At 66.6% G+C, this 16,597-nt stretch carries 13 protein-coding genes; 4 read left to right on the top strand and 9 right to left on the bottom strand.

Annotation, left to right across the window (positions count from 1 at the left end):
- From Q331_RS23450 to Q331_RS0112260, 5 genes are all read right to left on the bottom strand, one after another.
- Positions 1–211 (bottom strand): DUF4372 domain-containing protein (locus Q331_RS23450; protein ID WP_156953337.1); only part of this gene is annotated, 211 nt, incomplete at its 3' end.
- Positions 212–647: 436 nt separating this feature from the next.
- Positions 648–4,478: a vitamin B12-dependent ribonucleotide reductase gene (locus Q331_RS0112275; protein WP_026380919.1), complete on the bottom strand. Its 3,831-nt coding sequence runs from the start codon at positions 4,476–4,478 to the stop codon at positions 648–650.
- Between the two features lie 482 nt (positions 4,479–4,960).
- Positions 4,961–7,054, bottom strand: coding sequence for a putative bifunctional diguanylate cyclase/phosphodiesterase (locus tag Q331_RS21425; RefSeq protein WP_169738501.1), 2,094 nt, complete (start codon positions 7,052–7,054; stop codon positions 4,961–4,963).
- Positions 7,055–7,373: 319 nt separating this feature from the next.
- Complete coding sequence (locus Q331_RS0112265) at positions 7,374–9,164, bottom strand: PhoX family protein (protein ID WP_026380918.1); 1,791 nt, start codon at positions 9,162–9,164, stop codon at positions 7,374–7,376.
- Between the two features lie 78 nt (positions 9,165–9,242).
- On the bottom strand, positions 9,243–10,184 hold the full coding sequence (locus Q331_RS0112260; protein WP_051631110.1) for an alpha/beta hydrolase: 942 nt from the start codon (positions 10,182–10,184) through the stop codon (positions 9,243–9,245).
- A gap of 115 nt (positions 10,185–10,299) precedes the next feature.
- Here Q331_RS0112260 and aroQ point away from each other — a divergent pair, with 115 nt between their 5' ends.
- The 4 genes from aroQ to aat are packed head-to-tail and all read left to right on the top strand — an operon-like array spanning position 10,300 to position 13,272.
- Entirely contained in the window at positions 10,300–10,746 is a 447-nt protein-coding gene (gene aroQ, locus Q331_RS0112255; RefSeq protein WP_026380916.1) for a type II 3-dehydroquinate dehydratase, read from the top strand.
- A 9-nt stretch (positions 10,747–10,755) separates the two neighbouring features.
- Positions 10,756–11,229: an acetyl-CoA carboxylase biotin carboxyl carrier protein gene (gene accB / locus Q331_RS24040; RefSeq protein ID WP_026380915.1), complete on the top strand. Its 474-nt coding sequence runs from the start codon at positions 10,756–10,758 to the stop codon at positions 11,227–11,229.
- Positions 11,230–11,241: 12 nt separating this feature from the next.
- Entirely contained in the window at positions 11,242–12,606 is a 1,365-nt protein-coding gene (gene accC / locus Q331_RS0112245; RefSeq protein ID WP_026380914.1) for an acetyl-CoA carboxylase biotin carboxylase subunit, read from the top strand.
- Between the two features lie 6 nt (positions 12,607–12,612).
- Positions 12,613–13,272, top strand: coding sequence for a leucyl/phenylalanyl-tRNA--protein transferase (gene aat, locus Q331_RS21420; protein WP_034491989.1), 660 nt, complete (start codon positions 12,613–12,615; stop codon positions 13,270–13,272).
- Here aat and Q331_RS21415 read toward each other — a convergent pair.
- From Q331_RS21415 to Q331_RS0112220, 4 genes are all read right to left on the bottom strand, one after another.
- Positions 13,254–13,712 carry a DUF2155 domain-containing protein gene (locus tag Q331_RS21415; protein ID WP_084175027.1) on the bottom strand — a complete coding sequence of 153 codons (459 nt, stop codon included), beginning with the start codon at positions 13,710–13,712 and terminating at the stop codon, positions 13,254–13,256. The two genes, aat and Q331_RS21415, sit on opposite strands and share 19 nt — an antisense overlap.
- A 104-nt stretch (positions 13,713–13,816) precedes the next feature.
- Complete coding sequence (locus tag Q331_RS0112230) at positions 13,817–14,194, bottom strand: NADH:ubiquinone oxidoreductase subunit NDUFA12 (protein ID WP_026380913.1); 378 nt, start codon at positions 14,192–14,194, stop codon at positions 13,817–13,819.
- Positions 14,195–14,255: 61 nt separating this feature from the next.
- Positions 14,256–15,095: a DsbA family protein gene (locus Q331_RS21410; RefSeq protein ID WP_051631109.1), complete on the bottom strand. Its 840-nt coding sequence runs from the start codon at positions 15,093–15,095 to the stop codon at positions 14,256–14,258.
- A gap of 39 nt (positions 15,096–15,134) precedes the next feature.
- The gene (locus Q331_RS0112220) at positions 15,135–16,565 is read right to left on the bottom strand and encodes a M48 family metalloprotease (RefSeq protein ID WP_245615632.1); all 1,431 of its coding nucleotides are present in this window, start codon (positions 16,563–16,565) and stop codon (positions 15,135–15,137) included.
- Positions 16,566–16,597 lie beyond the last annotated feature (32 nt).

Raw genomic sequence — 16,597 nt, 5'->3', positions numbered from 1 at the left:
AGAGCCGGGCCGCATGGCTCTCAAGGCCGCCGACGATCTCGCGCAGGCTCTGAGCCCCCGACAATTGCCCATAGAGCAAGGCCACGAACTGGCTCTTGGTCGACAGCCGACGCACATGCTTGTCCGCATGGTGCTTGTCCACAAGCCGTTCGAACACGCCCCAGGGAACATGCTTCAAGACGTCGTGGAAAACGCTATTGTGGTGCCGCACGGTGTTGCTCCCTCGTGTCCGGAAGACGCGCCAAACGTCTGAACACGAGTAGAATCAACACCGTGCGCTCAGTCCACAAAATTAAACCGGACAGCCGTGGGCTTGACCTTGGCATCCACGCCGTTCCGCCGTCGACAGGCTCTGCCTTCGCGGTGTTCTAGGATTCCTTCACGGTCGTCCTTGGATGCGACTTGCCGTATGTCGCCGTCACGAACTTCCCCGAGACGGCGCTCCGATAGCTTCCGGTCGAGCCTCCGCCTCTGGTTTCTTGGACGGTCGTCTTGGGGCTGGCTTGACCGTGCTTTGCGGTGACGTAACGACCGCTGATCGCGCTACGGTAGCTCCCGCCTGAGTCCTTTCCCTTCGCCATCGCTGACCTCAAGATATAGATACGTCATTCACGACGCATACCACATCTTGAGGTCGAGAAAAAGCCTCAACTACACCCGCTCGTCGACCCGCAGGTGTCGCATTTCAGGCAGGTGCCGTTGCGCACCATGGTGAAGTTGCCGCATTCGGTGCAGGCCTCGCCCTCATAGCCCTGCATGCGGGCGATCGCCGCCTGGGCTGCCTTGTCGGTGGTCTTGTTGGCGCCCTGCGGTCCGGCGGCAGGGGCCGGCGCCTCTTCCGCTTCCGGCGCCGCCTCCGGTGCCGGGGCGTTGGCGGCATAGCCGGCCGGCTCCGCCTCCGGGCTGACCTCGCGCTTGAAGGCGATGGCCGCGCCCGCCTTGCCGCCGGCCTGGCCGATCGCCGTCACTTTGGCGCTGCCGGGCGCTCCGCCGGCCTTGCCCGGCCCGGCCTCCGCGGCGCCCTTGGGCTCGCCCTTGTCGGCGCCGCCGAGGACGCGGAAGCGGCCTGTCTGGCCGCGAACGAGGCCGTGCGAGACGGGCGTTTGCGGCGCCGGCCGGTCGGCGGCGACGCCGCGCCCGAGCGTCGTTGCGCCCATCTCCTCCGGCGGCACATGCGCAAGGTCGTGGCGGCCGAGATAGGAGACGGCGAGTTCGCGGAAGGTGTAGTCCAGGATGGAGGTGGCGTTCTTGATCGCCTCGTTGCCGGTCACCATCCCCGCCGGCTCGAAGCGGGTGAAGGTGAAGGCGTCGACATATTCCTCCAGGGGCACGCCGTATTGCAGGCCGAGCGAGATGGCGATGGCGAAGTTGTTCATCATGGCGCGGAAGGCGGCGCCTTCCTTGTGCATGTCGATGAAGATCTCGCCGAGTCGCCCGTCGTCGAACTCGCCGGTCCTGAGATAGACCTTGTGCCCGCCCACGATGGCCTTCTGGGTATAGCCCTTGCGCCGGTTGGGCAGCTTCTCGCGCTCGCGCACCTTGATCTCGCGCTCCACGATGCGTTCCACGATCTTCTCCGCCGCGATCGCCGCCTTCTGCGGCGTGCCGGCGGCGACGATCTCCTCCACGATGTCGTCTTCCTCCTCCTCCTCGTCGTCGGCCAGGAGCTGGGCATTGAGGGGCTGCGACAGCTTGGAGCCGTCGCGGTAGAGCGCGTTGGCCTTCAGCGCCAGCTTCCAGGAGAGCATGTAGGCGCTTTTGCAGTCTTCGACGCTCGCCTCGTTCGGCATGTTGATGGTCTTGGAGATGGCCCCGGAGATGAAGGGCTGGGCCGCCGCCATCATGCGGATATGGCTTTCCACCGACAGATAGCGCTTGCCGATCCGCCCGCAGGGATTGGCGCAGTCGAAGACCGGCAGATGCTCTGCCTTCAGATGCGGCGCGCCTTCCAGCGTCATCGCCCCGCAGACATAAAGGTTCGCCGCCTCGATCTCCTTACGGGTGAAGCCGAGATGGACGAGAAGATCGAAGGCCGGGTCCGAAAGGCTCTCCTGGGGCACCATCAACTCGGCCATCTGTTCGTCGCCCACCGTCCAGCGGTTGAAGACGAACTTGATGTCGAAGGCGCTCTTCAAGGCCTCGTCGATCTTGGCGATGGTCGCCGGCGCAAAGCCCTTTTCGGCGAGCGTCTCGGGATTGATGGCGGGCGCGCCGGCAAGCGTGCCGTGGCCGACCGCATAGGCTTCGATCTCGGCGATCTCGTCCTTGGAATAGCCGAGCTTCCTCAGCGCCTCCGGCACGGCCCGGTTGATGATCTTGAAATAGCCGCCGCCGGCGAGCTTCTTGAACTTCACCAGGGCGAAGTCCGGCTCGATCCCGGTCGTGTCGCAATCCATGACGAGGCCGATCGTGCCGGTCGGCGCGATGACGGTCGCCTGGGCGTTGCGGTAGCCATGCGCCTCGCCGAGCTTCAGCGCCCTGTCCCAGGCCGCCTTGGCGTGCTGTGAAAGCGCCGCCCCGCCGATGTCGAGCCGCAAGCAGGTGTCGTGGTCGATCGGCACCGGCGCGGTGTTGAGCTCTTCGTAGCCGCCGGCGCTGCCGGCCTCGCCATGGGCGGCGCGGCGATGGTTGCGCATCACGCGCAGCATGTGCTCGCGGTTGGACGCAAAGCCGGCGAAGGGGCCGAGCTCCTTCGCCATCTCCGCGGAGGTGGCGTAGGCGGTGCCGGTCATGATCGCGCTGACGGCGGCGCAGATGGCGCGGCCTTCCTCGCTGTCATAGGCGATGCCGGAGCTCATCAACAGCCCGCCGATATTGGCGAAGCCGAGGCCGAGCGTGCGGTAGCGATAGGAGAGCTGGGCGATCTCCTTGGAGGGGAACTGCGCCATCAGCACGGAGATTTCCAGAACCACCGTCCACAGCCGCACGGCGTGCTCGAAGGCCTCCACATCGAAGACGCGCTCGCCCTTCTCGTCGGCCGGGGCGAGGAACTGCAACAGGTTCAGGGAAGCCAGGTTGCAGGCCGTGTCGTCGAGGAACATGTACTCCGAGCACGGATTGGAGGCGCGGATCGGCCCCGAAGCCGGGCAGGTGTGCCAGTCGTTCATGGTGGAGTTGAAGTGCAGGCCCGGATCGGCCGAGGCCCAGGCGGCGTAGCCGATCTTGTCCCACAATTCGCGGGCGCGCACGCGCCTGGCCACCTTGCCGTCGATGCGCTTGATGAGGTCCCAGGTGCCGTCGGCCTCCACGGCGCGCAGGAAGTCGTCCTTCACCGAGATCGAATTGTTGGAATTCTGGCCGGAGACGGTGAGATAGGCCTCCGAATCCCAGTCCGTGTCGTAGACCGGAAAGTCGATATCGGTATAGCCCTGGCGGGCGAACTGGATGACGCGGCGCACATAGGCCTCCGGCACCTGCGCCTTCTTGGCGGCGCGCACCTCGCGCTTGAGGGCCGGGTTCTTGGCCGGGTCGAAGCAGTCGCCCTCCGGCCCCTCGCAATTGACGCAGGCGCGCATCACCGCCTTCAGATGCTGCGAGACGATCTTGGAGCCGGTGACGAGGGCGGCGACCTTCTCCTCCTCGCGCACCTTCCAGTTGATGAACTGCTCGATATCGGGATGGTCGATATCGACGATCACCATCTTGGCGGCGCGCCGCGTCGTGCCGCCGGACTTGATCGCCCCGGCCGCCCGGTCGCCGATCTTTAAGAAGCTCATCAGCCCGGACGACTTGCCGCCGCCCGACAGCCTCTCGCCCTCGCCGCGCAGCTTGGAGAAGTTGGAGCCGGTGCCGGAGCCGTATTTGAACAGCCGCGCCTCGCGCACCCACAGATCCATGATGCCGCCGTCGTTGACGAGATCGTCGCCGACCGACTGGATGAAGCAGGCATGCGGCTGCGGATGCTCGTAAGCCGTCTTCGACTTCGTAAGCTTGCCGGTCTCAAAGTCGACGTAGAAATGCCCCTGGCTCGGCCCGTCGATGCCATAGGCCCAGAAGAGGCCGGTGTTGAACCATTGCGGCGAGTTGGGCGCCGCCTTCTGGGTGGCGAGCATGTAGCGCAGCTCGTCGAAGAAGGCCGAGGCGTCCTCCTCGCTGTCGAAATAGCCGCCCTTCCAGCCCCAATAGGTCCAGGCGCCGGCGAGACGGTCGAAGACCTGGCGGGCATCCTTCTCCGAGCCGGAGCGCGCGTCTTGCGGCAGCTCGGCGAGCGCCTCCGTATCGGCGGCGGAGCGCCACAGGAAGGAGGGAACGGCGTTCTCCTCCACGCGCGTCAGCCGCGCCGGCACGCCGGCCTTGCGGAAATATTTCTGCGCCAGGATGTCGGCCGCCACCTGGCTGAACTGCGCCGGCACCTGAAAATTCTCCAGCCGGAAGACGATAGAGCCGTCCGGATTGCGAATCTCGCTGGTCGCCGTGCGAAAGGCGATCGAGGCGTAGGGGGATTGTCCGGCCTTGGTGTAGTGGCGCGCGATCCGCATCGTTTTCCTCATCCTCATGCCGGCCCGCTCGCCTGTGGGGCCCGGCGTTGCGGCCTTGCGAAAGGCCTTGTGGTTCCTGGTTCAGGAGGGCAGGGCCGGGCCATGCCCGCGATCCCCTGTCATCCTCCATATATAGCGTAAAGAAACCCTTAAATCCACTACATCTTGTGATTTAACGGAGGCCTTGGAGCCTTATGAGGGCACAGGAATCCGGCACGGCGAAGGCGATCCGCCGCGGCGAAAATCCATGCTCTTACGCTGACTTGAAACGGCTGGCGCCTGGGGGGCGCCGACGGTGGCGAACGCTACGTGCTTCGCAGGGCAGGCGTCAATACCTGGTGTCGGTCCTCGTCATCAAATCGATATCTTGTGGGGTAAGGGGGATTTCGGGGTCGAAAACCGTTACCGGGAAAGGGCTTGGCGGCTGCCTCGCAAGCGATGCTCCAGCTCGCCGCTTCGGCCGGGGGGGACATCGCCTTAGCTCAATCGCAGGGGGCGGCGGTACCGGATGCGAGGAAGCGGCGGCTCAAATCCACAAGCGGCATCGCTCCGCCGAACAGGAAGCCCTGGGCCTCGCCGCAGCCGCGGCGCTTCAACCATTCCTCCTGCTCGGGCGTTTCCACGCCTTCGGCGGTGACGGCGAGATCGAAGGTGCGTCCCAGCGACAGAATCGCGTCGACGATGGCCTCGTCCGCGGCGTTGTCGCAGAGCTGGGCGATGAAGCTGCGGTCGATCTTGAGCCGCGTCAGCGGGAATCGCTTCAGCATGGAGAGCGAGGCGTAGCCGGTGCCGTAATCGTCGAAAGCCAGAGAGCAGCCGAGGGCGCGAATCGCCGACAGGCTGCCGAGCGTGCGCTCGTCGCTGGAAAGGATCACGTGCTCGGTGATTTCGATCTCGAACAGATGCCCGGGCAGTCCGTGTGTGGCGAGCCGGTCGCGCACGATGTGTTCCAGGTCGTTGCTGCGAAACTGGGCGGCGAAGAGATTGACGGCTATCCTGAGCGGATGGCCCTCGGCCGCGAGCGTCGCGGCATCCTGCGCCGCCTTGCCGATCACCCAGTCGCCGACGCTGCGGGCCCACTTGCTCTTGCCGAGGACGGTGAGGAAGTCGCGCGGCATCATCAGCCCGTGAACAGGGTGACGCCAGCGTAAAAGCGCCTCCGCGGCGACGACCGCCCGGTCGCCGAGGCGCACCTGCGGCTGATAGTAGAGCTCGAACTGATTCTCCGCCACGGCGGCCTGCAGGTCGTCGATGAGTTGCTGGCGTTCCGACAGCTCGTCCTTGAGCCGCCGCGTGAAAAAATGCGTGCTGGCCGGCCCCGTCGCCTTGGCGGCCCTCAGCGCCAGATCCGCCTCCACCATCAGCGCCTCGACCTCGCGCGCCGCTGGCGAGGCGATGGCGACGCCGATCGAGATGCTGACATCGCTCATCCGTTCGCCCACGCAAAGCGGCTCCGCGAAGGCGCCTTGCAGCCGCTCCGCCGCCTGGGCTGCGGTCGCCTTGTCGGCCGTCGCCGGAAGCACCGCCGCGAATTCGTCGCTGCCGACGCGGGCGAGGATGGCCTCGCTCGGCAGGCATTGCCTCAGTTGGCGAGCCACGGTTTGCAGCAGTTCGTCGCCGAAATCGTGCCCGAGGCGGTCGTTGATGTCGCGAAAGCCGTCGAGATTGATCAGAAGCAGGGCGGCGCCGCGGCCATCGGCCAGAAACTCGGCCGCCTTCTGCGCCAGCCGCCGCCGATTCGGCAGGCCCGTCAGATGGTCGTAATGGGCGAGCCGGAAGAGCGTTTCCTGGCGCTTGCGCTCCTCGGTGATGTCGCCGACCGTGCCCAAGAGGCGAACCGGCTTGCCGGCGCCGTCGAAGTCGTAGCGGGCCGAGCAGGAAACCCAGACCATCTCGGAATTGTCGGCCCGCAAGATGCGAAACCGCGTTTCGAAGCAGGCGCGCGAGCGAGCCTCGACCGTTTTCTGACGAAGCGTCACGATCGTCTCAACGTCCTCCGGGTGGACGAACGTCCAGCCTTCCTCGATGCTGATCGTCTGCCTCGGGGCGCATCCCATGATCCGTGCCGCCGTCTGCGACAGCCAGATGCAGCCGGTCCGCAGGTCGCAATCCCAGATGCCGAGGCCGGTGCTTTCCAGCGCCAGACGCAGCCGGTCGCTGCTCAGCGCCGCGAGATTTTCCGCCTCGATCCGGTCGTGGATGTCGACGGTGGTGCCGATCCATTCGCGCACCGTCCCGTCCTCGTTCCACAAGGGGGTGCCGCGGCCGCGCGCCCAGCGATAGCTGCCGTCCTTCTGGCGCAAACGGTACTTCGCCTCGAACGGCGCCGCTTCCTCGACCGACCGGCGCCACCGCAGGCTGACGCATGCGCGGTCTTCCGGATGCAGTCTGCCGAGCCACGCTTCCGACAGCGGCTCGCACGCCTGCCCGCGGGTGCTGCGGGAGGATGCCCAAGTTTCGATGGGGGTGCCGTCGGGGGCCATGCGCCAGACGATCAGCGAACTGACCCTGGCGATGGCATGCACGCGCTCATCCACCTGAGGGCCGGTGGTTCCGGCCGAGTGCTCGTGAAACAATTCAATCCGTCCCGAATCGCATCCTACACGGATTGAACGGGAAAGCACGATCCCGGCGCCCCTTGGGGACGGGTGAAATCCATTTCGCGATGGCCGTGCGTCGCCTGGTGGCGGCCGGCGATGGGCGCTTCGATCCGCCTCGTCGCCTCGATGGCGGTGCGGCGATGGACGTTCCTGGTCGGCGCAAGCGGCGCGTCGCGGCTTTGGGCGAAGCTCTGCTCCGGGACGATCGTGCGATGGGCCTTGTTGAACTGCGGGGCCCCGCGGGCACCGCAAAAGGGACGCCCGTCCGGCGGGCGTCCCTCCCGTGTCGTCAGGCTCAGTTCGTCAGCGCCGGGAACGGCCCGATATAGCCGATATAGGCGCGCGCATCGGCCGGATCGGTGAGCTTGTCCTCGTCCGATTCGCCGTAAGGGTGCTGGATCACCGCCGTCAGATAGCCGTGGCCGCCGATATCGGGATAGAAATAGGGCGAGGTGGTCTCCGAGCCGTAGGGCGTGGAGAAGATGCGCGTCAGCTCGCCGCTCTTCGTGTTGTAGGCCCAGATGACGTCGTTCTGGTGCCCGGAGCCGGTATCCTCGCCGATGATCAGCGTGTCGAAGCCGTCCATGAAGGCGAGGTTGTCGGGATTGGCGATGCCGTCGATATCGCAGCTGTTGCCGGCGAAGGGGCTGTCCTCGCCGTATTGGCTCGGCGTTCCGGCGACCAGCGTCTGCATGGATTTGGCGACCCAGTCGGAGCCGATCGTCTCGTCGGCGCCGAGCGGCAGGGAGTAGACGGCGCCGCACCTGTTGGCGGCAAGGCGGATATGGTTGCCGCCGCCCTTTTCGTATCTGTCGGTCGGCTCGCCGCCCTTGGCCGCGTCCTCCATGCCGTAGCCGATCTCCGACATGGCGACGAACAGGGTCTTGGAGGCCGGATCGAGCGCGATGCCCTCTTCCTTGCGGAACTCCGTCGTGGCGCCCTTCATGGAGGCGTAGCGGCGGGTCTCCAGCCGCGAGGCGAGCATCTCCATGCCCTCCTTGACCTTCAGGCATTCAGAGCGGCCTTCCGCGTTGGAGGGCGAGAAGCCGTCCGGGCAGGTGCCGTCATCGGCGATATCGGCCGTCTCGAACATGTCGGAGAAGGCAATGCCCTCTTCGAGCGCCTTGGCGACGGTGTCGTTGTCGCCATGGCCGAGATCGATCCATGCAAGCTCGGCCGCCCCGGCGCCCTCGCCCGAAGTCTGGTTCCATTTGGCGGCGTAGAGCCTGCCGGCGGAGAGGTCGCCCGCCGCGTCCGCGACGAAGAGGAAGAGGCCGACATTGGTGCCGTCGTCGGAGATATAGGCGGTCTTCTCGTCCGGCATCACCTTGGCGAGCTCCACCGCCGTGCGGCCCATGGCGTAGTGCTTGGCGACCTCGTAGGCGCCGTCCTCCTCCACTTTCACCTCGACCGGATAGCCGTAATGGTAGGGCTTGAAGGCGCCGCGGAAGGCCTCCAGCGTGACGCTGGCCGGATCGAGGCCGCCATAGCGCACCATCGGCACGTAGTAATCGTCGATGTCTTCCATGGATGCCGCCTCTTCGACCGCGCGCGCGTCGGGCGGATATTCCTCCGAGCCGAGATGCGTGTTCCACGGCGTGACGGAGCCGGCGCAGGGCACCCACAGCCCGCCGAGCGCGGAGAAATCGAGCGGCTTCGTGGAGATCGGCGTCAGCCTGCCGTCCGCCTCCTGGCGCAGCTGCGACAGATACATCGCCCCCGGGCGCGATTCGAAATGGGTGATGTTGAAGAGCTTGTCGCCGACCGGCAGCAGCGAGGAGAAATCGGCGTCGACGGAGACATGCACCGAGCCGTCGGCGCTCTTCACCGGCTCGCCCTTCTCGTCGAGGATCGTGCCGAAGGTGCTGTCGCCGATCCGATCGCCGCTGCGGGCCAGCACGTGGAAGCCGATCTCGTGCCTCTGCCCGTTGATCGTCACGCTTGGCGAGGCGAGAGCCTGCCGCTTTTCGGCATCGCTCTGGGCCGGCTGAATGCCGGTGAAGACAAGCTCGCCCGCAACGGCGCCGGATGCGATCAGCGCCAAGGCGGTGCCGGCGAGAAGCGAACTTGAAAACGTTGCTTTCATGGCGGCCTCCAAAGCTTCGCCCTCCGCGGCGAAGCGCAGATTTTATGTGAAGAAACCAAGCATCGCGCTCGGCCTTTTCTATATTCGCTGCTGTGCTTGAAGCTTTTTTGACAGATGGCGTCCTTCTTGCGCGACGATGGGCTCCGCCTTCGCCCGCGTCTCGATGAAGGCGAGGATATCGTCAAGCGTCGGCGCGCGCCGGCGCAGCGGCACGAGCAGCGTGCCCAGAAGCGCCGCATGGCCGAGGCCGGGATAGAGCTTCAGCTCCGCCTGGCCGCCTTGGCGCGCGATGCGGGCGGCAAGACGCTTGGAATTGCCGGGATCGACCGTGCGGTCGGCCGTGCCGGCCATCAGCAGCACCGGCGGCTCTCCGCCCCGCACGAAGGCGATGGGCTGGCTCTCAGCCCGGCTTTCCTCCGGGAAGACGCGCTTGTAGCGCTCCTGGCGGAGCGGCAGGAAGTCGTAGGGCCCGGCAAGGCCGATCGCCGCCAGCACCTTCTCCTGCGCAACAACGCCGGCGCCGCCCAGATAGCGCCGGTCGAAGGCGAGCAGCATGGCGATCTGGGCGCCGGCCGAATGGCCCATCAGGATGATCGGGCGCCCGGCGCCGTGGCCATGGCTTTGCGCCAGGAAGCCGACGGCGGCCGCCGCGTCCTCCATGAAGGCGGGAAAGCGCACCTGCGGGTAGAGCCGGTAGTCGGGGATGGCGGTGTCGTAGCCCGAAGCGGCGAGGGCCTGGCCGACGAAGCGGTAGCTCGCCTTCTCGCCAGAGTGCCAGCCGCCGCCGTAGAAGAAGACGAGAAGCGGTGCGCCGGGCCGCGATTTCGCCGCTCTGTAGAAGTCGAGGCGCTGGCGGTGCAGCGCGCCGTAGGCGAGGTCCCGTTCCAGGTGATAGCCGTTTTGCGGCGTCACCAGATCGGCGAGATGCAGCGCCGAGTGCCGCCAAAGCGCCCGGGGCGAGGAGAGGGCGGCGAGGCGCCGCCTAAGATCGGAGGAGAGGGGTATCGGGCGGTTGCTCATGGCTCTTCATACGGCAGGCGCGGCGAAATGGTTGCCCTAGGGGCAACTCGCGCCCTTTGACCGGGCCACGAAAACGTCTAAAACACGCCGCACTGCCCACCTCCGCAATGGCTAGATGGCGCCTCTTCTCCACGTCCTCAACGGTCCCAACCTCAACCGCCTCGGTGTGCGCGAGCCGCGCATCTACGGCGGCGCGAGCCTTGCCGATATCGAGGCGATGCTCGCGGCAAGGCTCAAGGAGCGAGGCTTCGGCCTTGTCTTCCGCCAGACCAACCATGAGGGCGAGCTGGTGAGCTTCATCCACGAAGCCGACGGCGCGGCGGGCATGGCGCTCAATGCCGGCGCTTTCACGCATACCTCCATAGCCGTTGCCGATGCGGTGCGCTCGGTCGCCACGCCGGTGGTCGAATTGCATCTTTCCAACGTTTTTGCGCGTGAGTCCTTCAGGCATCATTCCTATATCGCGCCGGTGGCGCGCGGCGTCATCTGTGGCTTCGGCGCGCATTCCTATTGGCTCGCCGCCGAGGCGCTCATCCACTTCTACGAAGCCGAGGAGGCTTAAGACTTCAGCATGGGCGATAAGAAACATGCGATCGACAAGGAGCTGGTGCGCGAACTCGCCGAGCTTCTGAAACAGACGGAGCTTTCCGAGATCGAGATCGAGAACGAGGATCTGCGCATCCGCGTGGCGCGCCATCTGGCGGCGCCGGCGCGCGCCCTTTCCGTCTCCGTTCCTGAGGAAGCCCCGCGCCCGGCCAAGGCCGAGCAGGCGCGCGACGAGGCCGACGATTACGGCGATCCCGCGCGCCATCCCGGCTGCCTGCCCTCGCCGATGGTCGGCACCGCCTACCGCGCCCCCTCGCCGGGCGCCCGGCCCTTCGTGGAGGTCGGCGAGACGGTGCGCGAGGGCCAGACGGTGCTCATCGTGGAGGCGATGAAGCACATGAACGAAGTCGCCGCGCCGCGCTCCGGCCGCGTCACCACCATCCTGGTGGAGGACGGTCAGCCGGTGGAGTATGGCGAGCCCCTGATGATTATCGAATAAGCCCGGCTGGCGATGTTCTCCAAGGTCCTCATTGCCAATCGCGGCGAGATAGCCCTGCGCATTCTGCGCGCCTGCAAGGAGCTCGGCGTGCAGACCGTCGCCGTGCATTCCACGGCCGATGCCGATGCCATGCATGTGCGCCTTGCCGATGAAAGCGTGTGCATCGGCCCGCCCTCCGCCTCCGCGAGCTATCTCAACATCCCCTCCATCGTCTCCGCCTGCGAGATCACCGGCGCCGATGCGGTGCATCCCGGCTATGGCTTCTTGTCGGAGAATGCGCGCTTCGCCGATATCCTCGACGCGCATGGCATCAACTTCATCGGGCCGACCGCCGAGCATATCCGCCTGATGGGCGACAAGGTGCAGGCCAAGGAGACGGCCATGTCGCTCGGCATCCCGATCGTGCCGGGCTCCAAGGGTGCCGTCGCCGACGCCGCCGAGGCGGGGCGCATCGCCGCGGAGGTCGGCTATCCGGTGCTCATCAAGGCCGCCGCCGGCGGCGGCGGGCGCGGCATGAAGGTGGCCGAAAGCGCCGAGGAGCTGGAGCGCGCCTTCGACACGGCGAGGGCCGAGGCCAAGGCGGCCTTCGGCGACGACGCCATGTATGTGGAGAAGTATCTCGCCCATCCGCGCCATATCGAGGTGCAGGTGCTGGGCGACGGGGCGGGGACGGCGGTGCATCTGGGTGAGCGCGACTGCTCCCTGCAGCGCCGGCACCAGAAGATCTGGGAAGAGGCGCCCTCGCCGGCGCTGAACGCCGCCGAGCGCCAACGCATCGGCGAGACCGTGGCCACGGCCATGGCCGATCTCGGCTACCGCGGCGCCGGCACGGTGGAGTTCCTCTACGAGGATGGCGAGTTCTACTTCATCGAGATGAACACCCGCCTGCAGGTGGAGCATCCCGTCACCGAGGCCATCACCGGCATCGATCTCGTCGCCGAGCAGCTGCGCGTGGCCGCCGGCTCGCCGCTCTCCATCACCCAGGAGGAGGTGACCTTCACCGGCCACGCCATCGAATGCCGCATCAATGCGGAAAACCCTGAGACCTTCGCGCCCTCGCCGGGCCGCATCAGCTACTACCATCCGCCGGGCGGCCTCGGCCTCAGGGTGGATTCGGCCGTCTATCAGGGCTATCGCGTGCCGCCGCATTATGACAGTCTCATCGGCAAGCTGATCGTGCATGGTCGCAGCCGGGTGGAATGCATGATGCGCCTGCGCCGCGCGCTTGATGAATTCGTCGTCGACGGGATCGAGACGACGCTGCCTCTGTTCCGCGATCTCGTCGCCAATCCCGACATCGCCAACGGCATGTACGATATTCGCTGGCTGGAGAATTTCCTGGCACAGGCGCGTTCGCCCGAAAGAGCGATCGCGTAGGGCCCGATGCGGGGCGAGGGCGAATTCGCCATCACGCCGGACATCCTGCTGAAGGCCTATGCCTGCGGCATCTTCCCGATGGCCGATTCGGCCGACGATCCCGGCCTCTTCTGGGTGGAGCCGCAGGAGCGCGGCATCATCCCGCTGCACCGCTTCCACGTTCCCCGCCGCCTGCGGCGCACCATGCGTTCGGGCGTCTTTGAGGTGCGCGTCGACAGCGATTTCGACGCCGTGATCGAGGGCTGCGCCCGTCGCCGCCCGGGCCGCCGCTCCACCTGGATCAACGCCGAGATCCGCCGCCTCTTCGGCGCGCTCTATCGGCGCGGCTTCGTCCATACGGTGGAGAGCTGGAAGGAAGGCGAGCTCGTTGGCGGGCTCTACGGGCTGGCGCTCGGCGGCGCCTTCTTCGGCGAGAGCATGTTTTCCGACGAGCGCGACGCTTCCAAGGTGGCGCTGGTGGCGCTGGTGGAGCGGCTGAAGGCCGGCGGCTTCACCCTTCTCGACACCCAGTTCGTCACCGAGCATCTTTCCACCTTCGGCGCCGTGGCGGTGCCGCGCCAGCGCTATCAGGAGCTTCTTGAGGCGGCGCTGAGGACCCGTGCCGATTTCCACCGCCTCGACCGGCCGGGCGCCGGCGGGGCCGGCGATCAGTCTTCCGGCGGCTGATCCTCTTCCGGGGCTTCCTCCGCGCCGAGCTCGGGCAGGGGCTCCGGCCCGCGCGGCTCCGTGCTCATCTCTTCAAGGCTCGCCTTGCAGTTGATGAGCCACACGTCATAGACCGAATGCTCCACCGCGTGCAGGCCCGGGCTGGAGGCGAACATCCAGCCGGTGAACAGGCGCTGCACCTTGTTGGCGAGCGTGATCTCGTCGACCTCCACGAAGGCGGTCGTCTGTTCCGGCTCGGTCGGCGGGCGGGTGTTGCACACGCGCGGCGTCACCTGCAGGGCGCCGAACTGCACCGTCTCGTCGATGGCCACGTCGAAGGTGATGATCCGGCCGGTGATTTTGTCGAGCCCGCGGAAGACGGCCACGGGATTGTGGATCGGCGCGGCGAGCGTGGCCGAGGACGTCAGGACAACAATGAGGCTGGCAAGGACGATGCGCATCGTTCAAAGCTCGTCGGCTGATGCCTCGTCGTGCACGGCCATGATGGCCGCAACGGGGCGCTTTGCCGCCGTCCCGGAGCCTGAGCCTCCGGACGGCGGGCCGTTCAAGGCGTCCAGGGCTCGTAATCGCCCGTCACATGCGGCCGCTTCTGCGGCGTGACGATGGAGCCGGGCGGGCGATAGGCGGCCGGCGTGCCGGTGAGGTTCGGCAGATGCGGCTTCTCCCATTCATACGGCTGATAGCTCTCGTCGGTGGGCGGGACGTCCGTGCGGTAATGCATCCAGCCATACCATCCCGGCGGGATGCGCGAGGCTTCCGGGTCGCCGTTGAAGATCACCCAGCGGCGATGGTTCTTGCGATGCTTGTAATAGCGGTTGCCCTGCTCGTCCTCGCCGACCAGGACGCCCTTGCGCCAGGTGTAGAAGAGCGTGTTGAGGGTGGCGTCGTGCCACCAGGTGAAGAGTTGCAACAGCCGCTTCATGAGCCTGCTATTCCTTTGCGCCCTGTGCTTTTCGCCATCCGTCGCGCTGGGCGAGGGGCGCTCAGCACGTCAGGCTTTCGCCGCCGCATTTGCGCGCGGCAATGATCATCTGCTGCAATTGATCGAAGCCGACCGCGCCCGGCACCGCCTGGTCGCCGATCACATAGGACGGCGTGCCGGAGATATCGAGCGCACCGGCGATCGCCTGCACTTCCGAAAGATGCTGATCGACCGCGTCCGCAGCGGCCTCTCTTTCCACGGCCGCGGCGTCGAGATCAAGGTCTTGCACCACCTGCATGGCCTTCGCCCGGTCGGCCTGGCCGTTGCGGGTCATCATCTCTTTGTGGAAATCGACGTAGCGTTCCGGCGCCACGGTATGGACGGCGACCGCGATCCGCGCCGCCTCCAGGGAGCCTTCCGACAGGATCGGGAATTCCTTCATCACCATCCTCAGGTCGGGATTGCTCTCAATCAGAGCCACCATGTCGGGGAAGGCCCGCTTGCAGTAGCCGCAATTGTAGTCGAAGAATTCCACCAGCGTGATCTCGCCCTCCGGATTGCCGAGCACCATCTGGTTCGGCGAGTTGAAGATCTGATCCTGCATCTGGGTGATGATGTGGCTGCGCTCGGCCTTGGCCTGCTCGGCGCGCTTGGCCTGCAGCGCCATCAGCGCCGTCTCGATGATCTCCGGGTTTTCCAGAAGGTAGTTGCGCACCGCCTCGCCGGTCGCCTCGCCGGTCGCCTCGTCGGTGCCCTCAACGGTGGTGGCCGCTGCCGGCTTTGCGGCGGGGGCGGTCGCGGCGGTCTGCGAGCGGGTGGCTTCCACCACGAAATAGGCGGAGGTGCCGATGACGAGCGCCAGGATCAGGATCGAGGCGATGAGAATTCGTGTCGCGTTCATCTTTGAGTGAACCTTGCAGTTGTTGCCGGGCGGCCTGCCTCAGCTATCGGTGTCGGGTGCTTGATAGGAAATAATATCGTCGGCCTGCACCCATTCGGGCGAGCCGCGTTTCACTTTGCCTTGAACCCTGCGGGCATAGCTCTTGGCGGCTTCCACCTGGCCTTCGATGAGCAGGCCGCGGGCGGTCGCCAGTTCCGCCTCGCCGATGCGGCCCTGGCGGGCATAGGCATTGGCCAGATGCCGGTAGCCGAGCGAGGCCAGCGGCTCGCTGGTAAGCCCGGCGCGCAGATTTCCGATCGCCTCGTCGAGGAGGTCGTTGCGGCCGGTCTCCAAGAGCGCATGGCCGAGAAGGATGCGGATGAGGCCGGCATTGGGCGCCAGCGACTGGGCCTGGCGCAGCGGGCCGATCGCCTCCGCCGCCTTGCCCGATTCCAGCAGCGCCTGGCCCTTCAGCTCGTGGAAATAGGGGTTTCTCGGATCGGAGCGGATGAGCCCGTCGATCTGGCCGATGGCCGAGCGCAGCCCGCCGGTGCGGTAGGCGAGGATGGCGTTGGCATAGGCGGTCGGCAGCGTCTTCTGCGAGGACGGAAAGCGCCGGGCCACCCGCCCGGGCGATTCGGTGAAGGCGGAGATCTTGGCGCGCATCATGTCGTGCCTGAGCTGCAGCGAGGCCGGGTCGGTGGCCTCCCAATGCGAGCTCTTGGCGGCCGCCGCCTCCAGCTGGGCGAGGCGCTCGCGCGGCATCGGATGCGATTGCACGTAAGGGTCGACGTATTGGCTGGCGAACAATGCCTGATCGGCGAATTTGCGGAAGGTGGTGATCATCCCCTTCGCCGACTGGCCGGTGGCGTTGAGATAGGTGAGGGCGGCCCGGTCGGCGGCGATCTCTTGCGCCCTGCGATAGCTGAGCAGGGAGCGCATCGCCACGGAGGGGCCGAGCGTCATCGCCGCCGCGCCGCCGCGGCCGAGATCGGCGGTTCCCGTCGCCGCCCCCGCCACCACCGCGCCTGCGGAGAGGATGGAGGCGATGGCGCCGATCGCCTGGGCGCGCGCCATCTCGTTCCTGAGATTTTGCAGATGCCCGCCCGCCAGATGCCCGGTCTCGTGGGCGATGACGCCGATGATCTCGTTCGGCGTCTGCGCCTCCAGGAGCGCGCCGGTATTGATGAACATCCGGTTGCCGCTGGCCACGAAGGCGTTGAAGGAATTGTCCTGGATGATGATGATCTCCGCGCCCGAGGAGCCGATGCCGGCGGCGCGGAAGAGAGGCTGGGCATAATCCATCAACAGCCGCTCGATCTCCGCGTCGCGGATGATCTTCATCGGGCGCTGTTGCGCTTCGGCCGGCGCGGCGGCGAAGGCGAGCGCCCCGGCCATGGCGAGGGCGGAAAGACGCTGCGCCAGGCGGGCAACGGGACGAAGGCGCGGATGTCGTGGACCAAGCGGCATTTCGATGCGGCTGCTGTTCACCGGTGGAGCTTCACGCTAGGAACTTCAACGCG

The organism is Afifella pfennigii DSM 17143 (genome assembly GCF_000688515.1).
Taxonomy (GTDB): domain Bacteria; phylum Pseudomonadota; class Alphaproteobacteria; order Rhizobiales; family Afifellaceae; genus Afifella; species Afifella pfennigii.
This window is presented reverse-complemented; position numbering and strand designations above follow the sequence as displayed.